The organism is uncultured Ruthenibacterium sp. (assembly GCF_963558415.1).
In the GTDB taxonomy this organism is placed as follows: Bacteria; Bacillota; Clostridia; order Oscillospirales; family Ruminococcaceae; genus Ruthenibacterium.
On the sequence record NZ_CAUWGY010000057.1, the window covers coordinates 1 to 14,966 of the forward strand.

Consider the following 14,966-nt stretch of genomic DNA (forward strand, 5'->3'; position numbering starts at 1 on the left):
CCGCGCAACCCGCAGGCGACTGGCAGGTGGCCGTGCCGCCTGCGTGAACGTGTTCGTCCACTTGCACGTAGCGGTAGCTGCCCAGCCAGTTCATGGCGTTGTCGTCAAAATCCACGGTGGTGTCATAGGGCGATTGGCCCTGCTTGTCGAAGTGGACCGCCGTAGCGCCGTTCCAGTTGGTGGGGTCCACTTTGAACTGGACCAGTTCGCCGGCCCCCGGTGTAATGCTGAAAGAGCAGTTGTCTGTGGTGCCGTTGTTCCAGTCCATCAAGGCCAGACCGCCGTTGGCGGTCACGCGGGAATCGGTGATGTGCAAATGTTGGGTCACAATGGCCGGGATGATGTCGTTGGGCTTGCTGGACGCAGTCAGCACAGAGCGGTTGACCGTCAGCGTTCCCACCACGATCACTCCCTCGTTGGTGGCGCCGGACGCTGTGACGGTGCTGTCGTTCACGGTCATGTTGGCCTCGGCGTAAATGCCGCGCATGCCGTTGCTGAGAGATGTGACGGTGCTGTTTGCTTCAATGAGGATGTCCCCCGCCGCATAGATGGCCGGATATGCGGTGGCGTCAAGGCCCGTCACCTGCAAGGTGGAGTTGCGCACGATCAAAGGTCCGTAGGTGCTCACCGCGTTTACCTGTGCGCCGGCGGTGGCGGTCACGGCGCTGTCGGTGATGGTCAAGCCGTTTTCCCCGACCAGAGCCGGGTCCTGGCTGTCAATGGTGATGTTCGCACCGTTTTGAATGGTCATGGTCCCGCCGTACGCCAAAATGCCGCCCCAGCGATGGGAACTCGCACGGATGACGCATCCGTCAATGGTGACCTGGCTTTGGTCGGCCTGCAACGTTTCGCCGTTGCTCTCCAGCGTCAGGCAGTCCGCACTGGTGCCCTGAATGGTCAAATCCGCGTTCTGCGCGTAAATCGCGCGCTTGTCCTGCGCAGCGATGCGGTTGTTGCCGATGAGCCGAATGGTCAGTTCCCCTTGGATGAACAGGGCGGCGACGTTCTGGTTGGTCGTCTCTTCAATGGTGGCGTTTTCCAGCGTCAGCGTTTTGGCGGCCTCGTCAAACAGTGCGGTCCCCTCGCCGCACACCACCTCAACACCGCTGACCATGGCCTGCCCGTTGAGCTGTACTTGGGGGCTTCCGGCCGCAAAAGCGGTGGCGGGCAGCAACCCCACTGCCAGGGCAAAAATCAGCACAGCGGTCAGCCAGCAGCACTTTTTCTTTGCGTTCATAGTGTCTAGTCCTTTCTTTCCAAAATCCGTCCACTGCCCGTAAAACCGAGCTCTTATATATTATTATAAGTATGAAAAAGGGGTTTTCAAGGGTTTTTGCGCGCTTTGCGCCGGCACTTGTTCCGCAGGCGCCATTCGGCTATAATGAAATTTGTACAAATGTCACAGCAAATCGTTTTTATTTTGATATTCAGGTGATGTTCCATGGCAAAAAAACAAAAAGAAACAAAAACCAATGTGATGCGCATGCTGGACGCTGCAAAGGTGGCCTATACGCCCTATGCGTACGACGCTTCGGACGGGGCCATCGACGGCGTGGCCGTGGCCCGAAAGCTGGGCCAGGACCCGGCCAGCGTGTTCAAGACGTTGGTCACGCAGGGCGCCAGCAAAAACTATTTTGTGTTCGTCATCCCCGTGGAAAAGGAGCTGGACTTGAAAAAGGCGGCCCGGGCCGTGGGGGAAAAGAGCGTGGCCATGCTGCACGTGGCGGACCTTTTGAAGGTCACGGGCTACGTGCGGGGCGGGTGCAGCCCGCTGGGCATGAAAAAGCCCTTTGTCACGGTGCTGGACGAAAGCTGCCTTGCACAGCCGCTCATGGCCGTGTCCGCGGGGCACATCGGTTTTCAGGTGCAGCTAGCGCCCGGGGACCTTGTGAAGCTGGCAAAGGCGACCACCGCAGATGTGACCCAAGGGGATTTGGCATAAAAGCGCCCGTTGAAAAAAGGGTTTCTTTGTGCGTTTTTCTGAACTTGTTTTCACGGATTGATTTGTCCGGCCCGACAAGGTACAATAGAATTGAATTTTCCTTTCAAGGGAGGTTAGCAGGATGCAGCAAGGTGGATTGCGCAAAAAGCGGATGGACCTGGGGCATCGTGCAGCCTTCAGCAAGGGTCGGCACACCGAGTACGGGTCGGGGTGCGCTCTTGTGTGGGGGAATCGTGTATCCGTGTAAGCAAAGGGCCGTGGTGCAAGTGCACCACGGCCCTTCTTGTTTGGTAGGGAAAGGTGGAAAAAGAACATGGAAACGAAAAAAGTAGCCATCATCATGGGGTCGGATTCGGACTGGCCCTGCGTCAAGGGCGCGGCTGTGCAACTGAAAAAGTGGGACATCCCCTTTGAAGTGCATGTGATGAGCGCGCACCGCACGCCTGCGGCCGCAGCCGCGTTTGCACAAAACGCCGCACAAAACGGGTTTGGCGTCATCATCGCCGCCGCCGGCATGGCAGCGCATTTGGCCGGGGCCATCGCCGCCAATACGGTGCTGCCGGTCATTGGCATTCCCTGCAAGGGCGGCGCCATGGACGGGCTCGACGCGCTTTTGGCCACCGTGCAGATGCCCAGCGGCATCCCCGTGGCCACCGTGGCTTTGAACGGGGCCAAAAATGCGGCGGTGCTGGCCGCGCAGATTTTGGCCGTGTCCGATGAGCGCATCGCCGGGCTTTTGAAACAGGCCCGGGCGGACATGGAAAAGGAAATTGCCGCTAAGGACCAAAAGCTGCAAGAGGAACTGGCTGCGCTTTAAAAATCGTCAACAAATATTTTTAATAGAGAAAGGGAGCACAGGATCATGAAAAAACTGGAACAATTGTACGAGGGAAAAGCAAAGAAAGTATTCGCCACCGACGACCCCAACCTGGTCATTGTAGATTATAAGGACGACGCCACCGCCGGCGACGGCGCCAAAAAGGGCACCATCCGCGGCAAGGGCGTTGTAAACAACAAGCTCACCAACAACCTGATGAAAATGCTGGCAGAAAAAGGCGTGCCCACCCATTTTGTCGAGGAGCTCAGCGACCGCGAGACCGTGGTGAAAAAGGTGCAGATCGTGCCCTTGGAGGTCATCGTGCGCAACGTGGCTGCGGGCAGCTTTACAAAGCGCCTGGGCGTGCCCGAGGGAACGGTTCTGAAGATCCCCACCATCGAGTTCAGCTACAAAAACGACGAGTATCACGACCCCCTCATCAACAGCTACCACGCCCGTGCGCTGGATTTGGCCAGTGAAGAGGAGATCGCCACCATCACAAAGTATGCCTTCCAGGTCAATGACATTTTGTCCGAGTACCTGTTGAAGTTCAACATCCGCCTCATCGACTTCAAGCTGGAGTTCGGCCGTTTGCCCGACGGCACCATCGTGCTGGCGGACGAGATCAGCCCCGACACCTGCCGCTTCTGGGACGCCACCACCGGCGCGCACCTGGACAAAGATTTGTTCCGCCGGGACTTGGGCGGCGAAGAGGAAGCCTACCAGGAAGTTATGGCCCGTCTTTTGGGTTGAGAGGTTCGAAAATGAAAGAAATTTTGAGCGATAAAATCCACGAGGAGTGCGGCGTGTTCGGCGTGTACCGCCGCGGGGACGATTTGGACGTGGTGTCCACCGCCTACTATGCCCTGTACGCTTTGCAGCACCGGGGCCAGGAGAGCTGCGGCATGGCCGTGAACGACGACGGCGTGTTTTATAAGCGCCGGGAGCTGGGCCTTGTGAACGAGGTGTTCACAAAGGAAGTGCTGGAGAATATGCCCCGTGGCAACATGTGCATCGGCCATTGCCGGTACGCCACCACGGGCACGCCCGTGCGGTCCAATGCCCAGCCGTTTGTCATCCGCCATGTAAAGGGCCCCATGGCCCTGGCCCACAACGGCAATCTGACCAACGCCGCCGAGCTGCGGGAAGAGTTTGAGCTCATGGGCGGCATCTTCCACTCCACCTCCGACACCGAGGTCATCGCCTATACCATCACCCGGGAGCGCCTGACCGCTCCCAGCATTGAAAAGGCTGTGGAAAACGCCATGCCCAAACTGAAAGGCGCGTATTCTCTGGTGGTCATGAGCCCGCGCAAGCTCATCGCCGCCCGGGACCCTCACGGGTTCCGCCCCTTGTGCCTGGGCAAAATTGGGGACAGCGACGTAGTCGCCAGCGAGAGCTGCGCCATTCTGGCCGCCGGGGGCGAGTTCGTGCGGGACATTGAGCCCGGCGAGATCGTGTGCATCGACGAAAACGGCGTGCACAGCATCCGCGCCCATTGCCAAAAGGACACTTCTCTGTGCGTGTTTGAGTTCGTGTACATCGCCCGCCCCGACTCGGTGGTGGACGGCGCGTCCGTGCACCGGGCCCGCCGGCGTGCCGGCGCGCTGCTGGCGCTGGAGCACCCGGTCCAGGCGGACGTGGTCATCGGCGTGCCCGACTCGGGACTGGACGCGGCGCTGGGCTATTCCCAGCAGAGCGGCATCCCCTACGGCATCGGCTTTTTGAAGAATAAATACATCGGCCGCACGTTCATTCAGCCCTCCCAAAAGCTGCGTGAAAACACTGTGCGCATCAAATTGAACCCCATCGCGGACACCGTGCGCGGCAAGCGGGTGGTGCTGGTGGATGACTCCATCGTCCGCGGTACCACTTCCCGGCAGATCGTGCAGCTTCTGCGAGAGGCCGGCGCCACCGAGGTGCATTTCTTGTCCTCGGCGCCCGAGTTTTTGTATCCGTGCTACTTCGGCGTGGACGTGGACAGCCGGGAGAATCTGATCGCGGCCAACCACTCTCTGGAAGAGATGCGCGAGATTTTGGGCGTGGACAGCCTGGGCTTTTTGAGCGTGGACGGCGTGAAAAAAATCGCCGAGGGCTGCAAATTGGGTCTGTGCACCGGTTGCTTCACCGGTCAGTATCCCGAACAGCCGCCTGCGGCACCTCACAAAAGCAAGTTTGAAAAGAAAATTTCCGAATCCGCCGACTGAGAGAGGAGAATCGGTATGAAAAGTTATTCCGAGAGCTACAAGGCAGCGGGCGTGGACATCACCGCCGGCTACACCGCCGTGGAGCTGATGAAACAGCACGTGGCCCGCACCATGACCCCCGGTGCCATCGGCGGTCTGGGCGGCTTCGGCGGCCTGTTCGAACTGGACGTGACCGGCATGCAGCACCCGGTGCTGGTGTCCGGCACCGACGGCGTGGGCACCAAATTGAAAATCGCCTTTTTGATGGACAAGCACAACACCGTGGGCATCGACTGCGTGGCCATGTGCGTCAACGACATCGTCACCTGCGGGGCAAAACCCCTGGTGTTTTTGGACTACATCGCCTGTGGCAAACTGGTGCCCGAGAAGGTGGCCGCCATCGTCGAGGGCGTGGCCGAGGGCTGCGTCCAGGCCGGCGCTGCGCTGGTGGGCGGCGAGACCGCCGAGATGCCGGGCTTTTATCCGAAAAACGAGTACGATCTGGCGGGCTTCTCCGTGGGCGTTGTGGAAAAGAGCAAAATCGTGGACAACACGAAAATGCGCCCGGGCGACGCCATCATCGCGCTGCCTTCTTCGGGCGTGCACTCCAACGGTTTCTCGCTGGTGCGCAAAATTTTCAACGTGGAATACGCCGATGTCCACAACTATGTGGACGAGCTGGGCATGACGCTGGGCGAGGCGCTTTTGACTCCCACCAAAATCTACGTCAAGCCCGTGCTGGCCCTGATGGAAAAAATGCCCGTGTACGCAGTCAGCCACATCACCGGCGGCGGCTTCTATGAGAACATCCCCCGCGCCTTGGCTGCCGGATGCGTTGCCAAAATCAAAAAGAGCGACGTGCGTGTGCTGCCCGTGTTCCAGTTGCTGCAAAAGACCGGCAAGATTCCCGAGCGCGACATGTTCAACACCTTCAACATGGGCGTTGGCATGACGCTGGTGGTGCCTGCCGACAAAGCGGACGAAGCGGTGCGCGTGCTGGCCGAAAACGGCCAGGAAGCCTACTTCTTGGGCGAGATCGCCAAAGGCGAGGAGAAAGGCGTGGAGCTGGTATGAAAGTAGCGGTGCTTGTTTCCGGCGGGGGCACCAATCTGCAGGCGCTGATCGACGCCAAGGCCGCGGGCAAGCTGCCCCATGCCGAATTGGCGCTGGTGGTGGCCTCAAAGCCGGGCGTGTACGCCCTGGAGCGGGCGGCCAAAGCGGGCATCGAGACCGCGGTGGTGCGCCGCAAAGACTACGCCGACGCGGACGCGTTCAACGACGCCATGCTGAACACCTTGCAAAGCCATGGCATCGAGGCCGTAGTGCTGGCGGGGTATCTGTCCATGGTGGGGCAGAACGTGGTGCGCGCGTACCCGGACCGGATTTTGAACATTCATCCCAGCCTGATCCCCTCCTTTTGCGGAGCCGGGTACTACGGGCTGCGGGTGCATGAGGCCGCTCTCAAAAAGGGCGTGAAAGTCACGGGCGCCACGGTGCACTTAGTAAACGAAGAATACGACGACGGCCGCATCGTGCTGCAAAAGGCCGTGTACGTGGAAGAGGGGGACACCCCCGAGACCTTGCAGCGGCGGGTGATGGAACAGGCCGAGTGGGAAATTCTGCCCAAGGCCTTGGACCTTCTCACCAGCGGCCGGCTGTAAAGCGGCGCGAAAGGAGATATCTATGGATCATTTGAGTCTGGCGGCAGAGCTCGCCATCAACGCCTATCCCGGCCGGGGCATCGTCATCGGCCGGTCCGAGGACGGCAAAAGCGCCGTCATCGCGTACTTCATCATGGGCCGGTCGGCCAACAGCCGCAACCGGGTGTTCACGGCAAAGGACGGCGGCATCATCACCGAGGCCGCAGACCCCGCCAAGCTCGAGGACCCCAGCCTGATCATCTACGCGCCGGTGCGTGTGCTGGACGATCAGACCATCGTCACCAACGGCGACCAGACCGACACCATCTACGAGCATTTGAAAAAGGGCAAGGGCTTTGCCAAGGCGCTGCGCACGCGCACCTTTGAGCCGGACAGCCCCAACTTCACCCCCCGCATCTCGGGCCTTGTGAAGGTGAAAGCGGGCGAAATGAAGTATAAGCTGTCCATTCTGAAGTCCGACGGCGGCAACGATGCGTCGGTAGAGCGCTTTTTCTTCGAATATCCCCAGCCCGTGGCCGGGGAGGGCCGGTTCATTCACACCTACCGGTGCGACGGCAACCCCATCCCCAGCTTTTCCGGCGAACCCCAGCGGGTGCGCATCGCGGGCAACATCGACACGTTCACCAATATGGTCTGGAACAGTTTGAACGAGGCCAATAAGGTGTCTCTGTTCGTGCGCTTCATCGATTTGAAAACCGGCAAGGCCGAGGACCGCATCGTCAACAAATATCACAAGACCGAGGACTGACCCGGCCTTTGCAAGGAGGCTTTTTTGTACATGAGAGAACTGGAACTGAAATACGGCTGCAATCCCAACCAGAAACCCGCCCGCATCTTTATGGCCCAGGGCGAACTGCCCGTGGAAGTGCTCAACGGCCGGCCGGGCTACATCAACTTTCTGGATGCGCTCAACTCCTGGCAGCTTGTCAAAGAATTGAAAGAGGCCACGGGTCTGCCCGCGGCTGCGTCCTTCAAGCACGTGTCCCCGGCGGGTGCCGCTCTGGGCCTGCCTTTGACCGACGCCATGAAGAAAATGTACTTTGTAGAGGGCATGGAGCTGTCGCCCTTGGCCTGCGCCTATGCCCGCGCCCGCGGCGCGGACCGCATGTCCTCTTTTGGCGACTGGATCGCCCTGTCCGACGTGTGCGATGAGAGCACCGCCCGGGTCATCCAGCACGAAGTCACCGACGGCGTCATCGCTCCGGGCTACACCGACGAGGCGCTGGCCATTTTGAAGGCAAAGCGCAAGGGCGGCTACAACGTGGTCAAAATCGACCCCGCTTATGTGCCTGCTCCCGTGGAGCATAAGGACGTGTTCGGCATCACCTTTGAGCAGGGCCGCAACGAGGCAAAATTCGGCCCCGAGACCTTCCGGAACATCGTCACCAAAAACAAAACCCTGACCGAGGCGCAAAAACGCGATTTGATTTTGTGCCTCATCACGCTGAAATACACCCAGTCCAACTCGGTGTGCTACGCCGAGGGCGGCCAGATCATCGGCGTGGGCGCCGGCCAGCAGAGCCGCATCCACTGCACCCGCCTGGCGGGCAACAAGGCCGACATCTGGCATCTGCGCCAGCACCCGAAGGTGCTGGGCCTGCCCTTCCGCAAGGACGTGTCCCGCCCCAACCGGGACAACGCCATCGACGTGTACATCTCCGACGAGTATGAGGACGTATTGGGCGATGACGTGTGGGCCGATACCTTCACCACCCGCCCCGAGCCTTTGACCGCCGAAGAGAAAAAAGAGTGGCTTTCTCAGTTCCACGACGTGTGCCTTGGCTCCGACGCCTTCTTCCCCTTCGGCGACAACATCCCGCCGCTCGGGCGTCAGCGCCATCGTAGAGCCCGGCGGCTCCATCCGGGACGACCAGGTCATTGCCACTTGCGATAAGTACGGCATTGTCATGGCCTTCAACGGCCTGCGGCTGTTCCATCATTGATATGATTCGCTGTGTGACCAAATCCCAGTGGGTAGAGCTGTGCTGCGCCGGGGTGTTTCTGTTTGCCTGCGTGTGGGCAGGGGCGTCTTTTGCCGGCGCGGCGCTCTTCGCCGTGCTGGCCGTGTGCGGCGTGTGGCTGCCGGGCCGGGCCCTGGCCAAAGTGCTGGGCGCCGGCAAAGCGGGGCTTATGCGCACCGCAAGCGCCGTATTCGGCCTGGGGCTGTGGGCCGTCGTCACTGCGCTTGCCTCGGCCACGGGTCTGCACGGTTTGATTTGGGCGCTGCCTGTGGCAGGGCTTGCGAGCCTCTTCGCCGTGCGGGAACCCCTTTTGAAGCCGGATGCTTTCCGGTCCCTTTGGCGGGCGGGGCTTTGGCTTTTGTGCGCCGCCGTGTGCGTTGTGCCAAACGCCCACGCCGCGGCCGCGGGCGCCGTGGTGCCAAACCACGACTTTTTCTGGAACCTGGGCAATACCCAGAGCTTTCTCTTGGGCCTGCCGCCCGGGGATCTGCGCTTTTCCGGCTACACCCTCACGTACCATTGGCTGTCCGAACTGCTGGCCGCGGGCTTTGCCATGGGCGGGGTCCCCGCGTGGGACGCCCTGGCCTTTTATCTGCCCGTGGGTCTGCTGTGGCTGTTGGTGCCGGTGCTGGATGAGTGCGGGGCCCTGTGGTTTCAAAGCCGGAAAAAAACCGCGGCGTTTTTTGTCCTCACCTTTTTGTGCGGCGGCGCCGGGCTGTGGAAAATCTTTTCTTACGGCCGGTGTCCCTTCTGGAATCTGAGCGTGTATCACCTTGTGACCAACGTGAACGGCATGGGCCTGACCACGCTTTTGTTGGCGGGCTTTGCCGCCGGGGTGTGGTGCCTGTGGAAGGACCCGAAGCCCTGGCTCTGGGGCTTTGCTGCGGCGTCCTTCGCCCTTTTGTGCTTTGCCAAGGGCCCGGTGGCGGGCGTGGCGGCGCTGGCTTTCGGGCTGGCGGCGCTTTTGCGCTTTTGCTTTGCCCGCACAAAGCAAAATGGCGCCGTGCTGGCCTTTGCCGCGCTGGTGCTGGCCGGGTTCGCGGTGCTGTTCCGGGTGTTTTTCTCCGCGGGTGCTTCCAGCAAGATCGGTTTTTCCTTGTTCGGCACTCTGGAAAAATCGTATTTTACCAATTTTGTGGCTCTTTTGCAGGCCAAAAGCCCGCTGCTGGCCGCTGTGTGCGCGCCGGTGTTCATGCTGGCCCAGACCGTGTGCTTTGCCCCGGCGTCCACGCCCTTGTTTTTGGCGGGCGCCGTTCGGGACGTGCCGCGGCTTTTAAAACTGAGCGGACCGCGCCTGTTTTTCACTGCCTGCGCCGCGGGCGGCTTTGCGGCCTTCTTTTTGTTTGACCACGAGTCCATGAGCCAGATGTATTTTGCGTTCATCGGGCTGTTTTTCGCCAATGTGCTGGCCGTGCAGAATCTGGACGGATTTTTGGCTTTCTGTGCCCGCCGCAAAAAGGTCCTGGCCGCCGCGTGCAAAGCCTGCGCCGCGTGCCTTGTGCTGGTGGGCTTTGTGGGCGGCGTGTTCACCGGCGTTCAAATGGCGTACGCGGGCGGTACATCGCCCACGGGCGAGGCGGCGCTGGCCGATGAGAAAGATTTGGCCCTGACCGCCGCCGAGGAAGAGGCCCTTCGCTGGGCGGGCGAACATTTGCCCGAAGGCATTCTGCTGGCCACGAACCGCAGCCATACGGGCGTTGCGAGGGAAGGGCTTTCCAACGTGTATTCCGGCATTTCCGGCCGGCCCTTTTATATGGAGAGCTTCAAGTACGCCGTGTCCAATTTGGGCGTTTCCAAAACAGAAGTGGAAATGCGGGTAAATCAGATGAAAACCTTGTTCGGCCCCGGCGAAACCGCCGAAGAAGCCGCCTCTCTGTGCCGCGAAATCGGCGTGGGCGCGGTGGTCTACTGCAAACGTGCGGCGGAAAAAGGCTGGGACATCACCGAGCAGACAAGCCCGTCCCTGTTCGCCCAAAGCGCGGTGGACGGCTTTGAAACAGTGTACGAAAACGACGATGTGACCATTTTTGTGTTGCAATAAACGGAGGGAGTTTGTATGAAGATCCTTGTGGTGGGCGGCGGTGGCCGCGAGCATGCCATCATCCGCAAACTGAAAGAGAGCCAGGGCGTGACCGAACTTTTGTGCGCGCCGGGCAACGGGGGCATCGCCGCAGACGCGGTGTGCGTGCCCGTGGCCGCCACGGACGTGGAGAAAATGGTGGATTTGGCCTGCACAGAGCACGTGGACTACGTGGTGGTGGCCCCGGACGACCCCCTGGCTTTGGGCATGGTGGACGCCCTGGCCGAAAAAGGCATTCCCGCCTTCGGGCCAAACAAGGCCGCGGCCCGCATCGAGGCCAGCAAGGTCTTTTCCAAAAACCTCATGAAAAAATACGGCATCCCCACCGCCGAATATGAGACCTTTACAAACGCACAGGAGGCCATGGCCTACATCCGCGGCAAAGGCAAATACCCCGTGGTGGTCAAGGCCGACGGCTTGGCTCTGGGCAAGGGCGTTCTCATCTGCGAGGACGAAGCCGCTGCCGAAAGCGCCGTCAAGGGCATGCTGGAGGAGGGGCTCTTCGGCGCCTCCGGCCGCCGGGTGGTGGTAGAGGAATTCCTCACCGGCCCCGAGGTGTCGGTGCTCAGCTTCACCGACGGCAAGACCGTGGTGCCCATGGTGTCCAGCATGGACCACAAGCGGGCGCTGGACGCAGACAAGGGTTTGAACACCGGCGGCATGGGCACCGTGGCCCCGAACCCCTGCTATACAAACGAAATTGCCGACGTGTGCATGGAGACCATCTTTAAGCCCACCGTGGCCGCCATGGCCGCCGAGGGCTGTCCCTTCAAGGGCTGCTTATACTTCGGGCTCATGCTCACGCCCGACGGCCCCAAAGTCATCGAGTACAATTGCCGCTTCGGCGACCCGGAGACTCAGGTGGTGCTGCCGCTACTGGAAAGCGACCTTCTTTCCATCATGCGGGCTACCACCGACGGCACTCTGGACCAGGCTCAAGTCAAATTCAGCCAAAAATCCGCCGCCTGCGTGGTGCTTGCATCGGGCGGCTATCCGCAGCACTATGAAAAAGGCAAGGTCATCACTGGCCTTGAAAACGGGCAGCTATCCGGCGCCGACGCCGTGGTGTATCACGCAGGCACGGCGCTCAAAGACGGCCAGCTCGTCACCGCCGGCGGTCGGGTGCTGGGCGTGACCGCCACAGCCGACACCTTGAAAGAGGCGCTCAAAAAAGCCTACGCCGCGTCGGAACAAATTCACTTCGACGGGCTGCACAAACGCACGGACATCGGCGCACGCGCCCTGGCCGCATTGTAAGGAGGCAACCATGGTTTATCGTATTTACGTTGAAAAACGGCCCGAATATGCCGTCGAGGCAAAGGGCATTTTGCACGAGATCCGCCATTTATTGCGCATCAAAAGCGTCACCGGACTGCGGCTTTTGAACCGGTACGACGTGGAGGGCATCGGGGAAGATTTGTTCCAAAAATGCATCGGCACCGTGTTCTCCGAGCCCCAGCTCGACGAGGTGTACACCTCCATTCCCGCAGGTGCGGACGTTGTGTTCGCCACCGAGTATCTGCCCGGCCAGTTTGACCAGCGGGCCGCCAGCGCCGCCGAGTGCATCCAGCTCATCAGCCAGGGCGAGCGGCCGGACGTGGCCACCGCCCGGGTGTTCCTGTTGACCGGCAAGCCCACCGAAGCCGAGCTTGCCGAGATCGAGAAATACGTGGTCAACCCTGTGGAGGCCCGCCTTGCAAGCCTCGAGGAAAAACAGACGTTAAAGGCAAGCTACGCCATTCCCACCACCGTGGAGACATTGACCGGCTTTACAAAGCTCACCGCCGACGGCCTCAAAGAGTTTGTGGCGCACTACGGCCTTGCCATGGACGCGGACGACGCGGCCTTCTGCCAGCAGTATTTTATTTCCGAGCACCGGGACCCCACCATCACCGAGATCCGCATGATCGACACCTACTGGTCCGACCACTGCCGCCACACCACGTTCGGCACCATTCTGGACAAAGTGGACATCGCCGACGAGCGGGTGCGCAAAGCCTATGACCGGTACCAGAACATGCGCAAAGAGGTGTACGGCCAGCGCAACAAACCCATGTGCCTGATGGATCTGGGCACCATGGGCGGCAAGTACTTAAAAAAGACCGGCGTGCTCAAGGGCCTGGACGAGTCCGACGAGATCAACGCCTGCAGCGTGCACATCACCGTGGACAACAACGGAAAAGACGAGCCCTGGCTGCTTTTGTTTAAAAATGAGACCCACAACCACCCCACCGAGATCGAGCCCTTCGGCGGCGCGGCCACCTGCATCGGCGGCGCCATCCGCGACCCGCTGGCAAACCGCGGCTATGTGTATCAGGCCATGCGCGTCACCGGCGCGGGGGACCCGCTGGTGCCTGTGCAGGATACCTTGAAGGGCAAACTGCCCCAGCGCAAGCTGGTCACCACCGCCGCGGCGGGCTATTCCAGCTACGGCAACCAGATCGGCCTTGCCACAGGCATGGTGGATGAACTGTATCATCCGGGCTACATCGCAAAGCGCATGGAGATCGGCGCCGTGGTGGGCGCCGTGCCCGAGGAGAACGTGCGCCGCGAAGAGCCCGTGCCCGGCGACGTGGTCATTTTGCTGGGCGGCCGCACCGGCCGCGACGGTTGCGGCGGCGCCACCGGTTCTTCCAAGGCTCACAAACTGGAGAGTCTGGAGACCTGCGGAGCCGAGGTGCAGAAGGGCAACGCGCCCGTGGAGCGCAAATTGCAGCGCCTGTTCCGCACCAAAGAGGCCACGCTCATGATTAAGCGCTGCAACGACTTCGGCGCAGGCGGCGTGTCCGTGGCCATCGGCGAATTGGCCGACGGCCTTTCCATCGATCTGAACGCCGTGCCCCGCAAATACGACGGCCTGGACGGCACGGAGCTCGCCATCTCCGAGAGCCAGGAGCGCATGGCCGTCGTGGTGGCCAAAGAGGACGCGGACAAGTTCATCGCCGCCGCCAACAAGGAAAACCTGGAGGCCACCGTGGTGGCCACCGTCACCGAAGAGCCCCGCCTGGTCATGCGCTGGAACGGCAACGTCATCTGTGACATCGCCCGGCCCTTCCTCAATTCCAACGGTGCGGAAAAACATACAAACGTGGCGGTCCCCAAAGCACAGGATGCGGCCCGGCACGTTCAGGAGAAACCTCTTTGCGAGATGCTCACCGATTTGATGGGCGATTTGAACGTGTGCAGCAAAAAGGGCCTGTCCGAGCGGTTTGACTCCACCATCGGCGCAGGCACCGTGGTCATGCCCTTTGGCGGCAAGACCCAGCTCACCCCGGTGCAGGCCATGGCGGCCAAGCTGCCGGTGCTGCACGGCGAGACCAAGACCTGCTCCGGCATGGCCTGGGGCTACAACCCCTTCATCGCGGAAAAAGACCAGTACACCGGCGCCTACCTGGCTGTGGTGGAAAGCGTTTCCAAGCTGGTGGCAGCAGGTTTTTCGGCCGAGAAAGCCTACCTGACCTTCCAGGAGTACTTCCAGCGCCTGGGCGCAGACCCCGCCCGCTGGGGCCAGCCCATGGCCAGCCTGCTGGGCGCATTGGACGCGCAGGTGGATTTGGGCGTGGCGGCCATCGGCGGCAAGGACTCCATGTCCGGCACCTTTGAAAACATCGACGTGCCGCCCACACTGGTCAGCTTTGCGGTGGCCGCGGGCAATACGGACAACGTCATCAGCCCCGAGTTCAAACTGCCCGGCTCCAAAGTGGTGCTGGTGCGCCCGGCGCGCAGCGAGGGCCTTGTGCCCAACGCCGAGAGCCTGAAACGCGTGTTCCGTCAGGTGGAGACGCTCATCGCCCAGAAAAAGGTCTTGGCGGCCTATACGCCGGGCTTTGGCGGCATTGCCGAGGCCGTGTGCAAAATGGCTCTGGGCAACCGGCTGGGCTTCAAAGCGGACCCGTCCGTGACAAAAGAATTGCTGTTCGGCTACGAGTACGGCAGCTTTGTGCTGGAATTGGCCGAAGATCTGGACATCGGCGAGACGCTGGGCCAGACCACCCTTGCCTATGCCTTTGAAGCCTGCGGCGAGCGGGTGGATTTGGACGGCGTGCAGAAAGTGTACGAAGAAAAACTCGAGCCGGTGCTGCCCTATCACACCACCGCCGAGGCCGACGCGGCCCGGCCCGTGGAGAAGCTGCGCTTTGAGACAGTCAGCCGTGTAGCGCCCCGGGTGGGCTGCGCAAAGCCCCGGGTGTTCATCCCCGTGTTCCCGGGCACCAACTGCGAGTACGACTCCGCCCGCGCCATGGAGCGCGCCGGTGCCGAGCCGGAGATTTTCGTCATCAACAACCTGACCCCCGCGGCCGTGGCCGAAAGCGTGGAAA

At 61.1% G+C, this 14,966-nt stretch carries 12 protein-coding genes and 1 pseudogene; 12 read left to right on the forward strand and 1 reads right to left on the reverse strand.

Features of this window, described 5'->3' with window-relative positions; genetic code table 11:
* A partial coding sequence (locus AB5H98_RS09570; RefSeq protein ID WP_367925689.1) for a hypothetical protein occupies positions 1-1,237 on the reverse strand: 1,237 nt, incomplete at its 3' end.
* A gap of 204 nt (positions 1,238-1,441) precedes the next feature.
* Between AB5H98_RS09570 and ybaK the strand changes: the two genes are divergently transcribed.
* The 12 genes and pseudogenes from ybaK to AB5H98_RS09630 form a co-directional block, all read left to right on the forward strand.
* Positions 1,442-1,942, forward strand: coding sequence for a Cys-tRNA(Pro) deacylase (ybaK, locus tag AB5H98_RS09575; RefSeq protein WP_367925690.1), 501 nt, complete (start codon positions 1,442-1,444; stop codon positions 1,940-1,942).
* A 121-nt stretch (positions 1,943-2,063) separates the two neighbouring features.
* Entirely contained in the window at positions 2,064-2,189 is a 126-nt protein-coding gene (locus AB5H98_RS09580) for a hypothetical protein (protein WP_367925691.1), read from the forward strand.
* A 66-nt stretch (positions 2,190-2,255) separates the two neighbouring features.
* The gene (purE, locus tag AB5H98_RS09585; RefSeq protein ID WP_367925692.1) at positions 2,256-2,759 is read left to right on the forward strand and encodes a 5-(carboxyamino)imidazole ribonucleotide mutase; all 504 of its coding nucleotides are present in this window, start codon (positions 2,256-2,258) and stop codon (positions 2,757-2,759) included.
* A gap of 45 nt (positions 2,760-2,804) precedes the next feature.
* The gene (purC, locus tag AB5H98_RS09590) at positions 2,805-3,512 is read left to right on the forward strand and encodes a phosphoribosylaminoimidazolesuccinocarboxamide synthase (protein ID WP_367925693.1); all 708 of its coding nucleotides are present in this window, start codon (positions 2,805-2,807) and stop codon (positions 3,510-3,512) included.
* Between the two features lie 11 nt (positions 3,513-3,523).
* The gene (gene purF, locus AB5H98_RS09595; protein WP_367925694.1) at positions 3,524-4,966 is read left to right on the forward strand and encodes an amidophosphoribosyltransferase; all 1,443 of its coding nucleotides are present in this window, start codon (positions 3,524-3,526) and stop codon (positions 4,964-4,966) included.
* 15 nt (positions 4,967-4,981) lie between these two features.
* Positions 4,982-6,019 carry a phosphoribosylformylglycinamidine cyclo-ligase gene (gene purM / locus AB5H98_RS09600; protein ID WP_367925695.1) on the forward strand — a complete coding sequence of 346 codons (1,038 nt, stop codon included), beginning with the start codon at positions 4,982-4,984 and terminating at the stop codon, positions 6,017-6,019.
* The gene (gene purN / locus AB5H98_RS09605) at positions 6,016-6,606 is read left to right on the forward strand and encodes a phosphoribosylglycinamide formyltransferase (protein WP_367925696.1); all 591 of its coding nucleotides are present in this window, start codon (positions 6,016-6,018) and stop codon (positions 6,604-6,606) included. Before purM ends, purN begins: the two co-directional genes overlap by 4 nt.
* A gap of 22 nt (positions 6,607-6,628) precedes the next feature.
* The gene (locus tag AB5H98_RS09610; protein WP_367925697.1) at positions 6,629-7,354 is read left to right on the forward strand and encodes an IMP cyclohydrolase; all 726 of its coding nucleotides are present in this window, start codon (positions 6,629-6,631) and stop codon (positions 7,352-7,354) included.
* A gap of 30 nt (positions 7,355-7,384) precedes the next feature.
* Positions 7,385-8,549, forward strand: a pseudogene (locus AB5H98_RS09615) (phosphoribosylaminoimidazolecarboxamide formyltransferase).
* A complete protein-coding gene (locus tag AB5H98_RS09620; RefSeq protein ID WP_367925698.1) occupies positions 8,485-10,608 on the forward strand; it encodes a hypothetical protein in 2,124 nt (707 codons plus the stop codon). Before AB5H98_RS09615 ends, AB5H98_RS09620 begins: the two are co-directional and overlap by 65 nt.
* A gap of 15 nt (positions 10,609-10,623) precedes the next feature.
* Positions 10,624-11,904 (forward strand): phosphoribosylamine--glycine ligase, encoded by a 1,281-nt coding sequence (gene purD / locus AB5H98_RS09625; RefSeq protein ID WP_367925699.1) that lies wholly within the window; start codon positions 10,624-10,626, stop codon positions 11,902-11,904.
* Between the two features lie 10 nt (positions 11,905-11,914).
* The coding region (locus AB5H98_RS09630) for a phosphoribosylformylglycinamidine synthase (protein ID WP_367925700.1) at positions 11,915-14,966 on the forward strand (3,052 nt) is incomplete at its 3' end.

Excerpts from the sequence above, each read along its gene's own strand:
- ybaK (WP_367925690.1), top strand. The coding sequence starts at position 1,442 with ATGGCAAAAAAACAAAAAGAAACAAAAACCAATGTGATGCGCATGCTG.
- AB5H98_RS09580 (WP_367925691.1), top strand. The coding sequence starts at position 2,064 with ATGCAGCAAGGTGGATTGCGCAAAAAGCGGATGGACCTGGGGCATCGT.
- purE (WP_367925692.1), top strand. The coding sequence starts at position 2,256 with ATGGAAACGAAAAAAGTAGCCATCATCATGGGGTCGGATTCGGACTGG.
- purC (WP_367925693.1), top strand. The coding sequence starts at position 2,805 with ATGAAAAAACTGGAACAATTGTACGAGGGAAAAGCAAAGAAAGTATTC.
- purF (WP_367925694.1), top strand. The coding sequence starts at position 3,524 with ATGAAAGAAATTTTGAGCGATAAAATCCACGAGGAGTGCGGCGTGTTC.
- purM (WP_367925695.1), top strand. The coding sequence starts at position 4,982 with ATGAAAAGTTATTCCGAGAGCTACAAGGCAGCGGGCGTGGACATCACC.
- purN (WP_367925696.1), top strand. The coding sequence starts at position 6,016 with ATGAAAGTAGCGGTGCTTGTTTCCGGCGGGGGCACCAATCTGCAGGCG.
- AB5H98_RS09610 (WP_367925697.1), top strand. The coding sequence starts at position 6,629 with ATGGATCATTTGAGTCTGGCGGCAGAGCTCGCCATCAACGCCTATCCC.
- purD (WP_367925699.1), top strand. The coding sequence starts at position 10,624 with ATGAAGATCCTTGTGGTGGGCGGCGGTGGCCGCGAGCATGCCATCATC.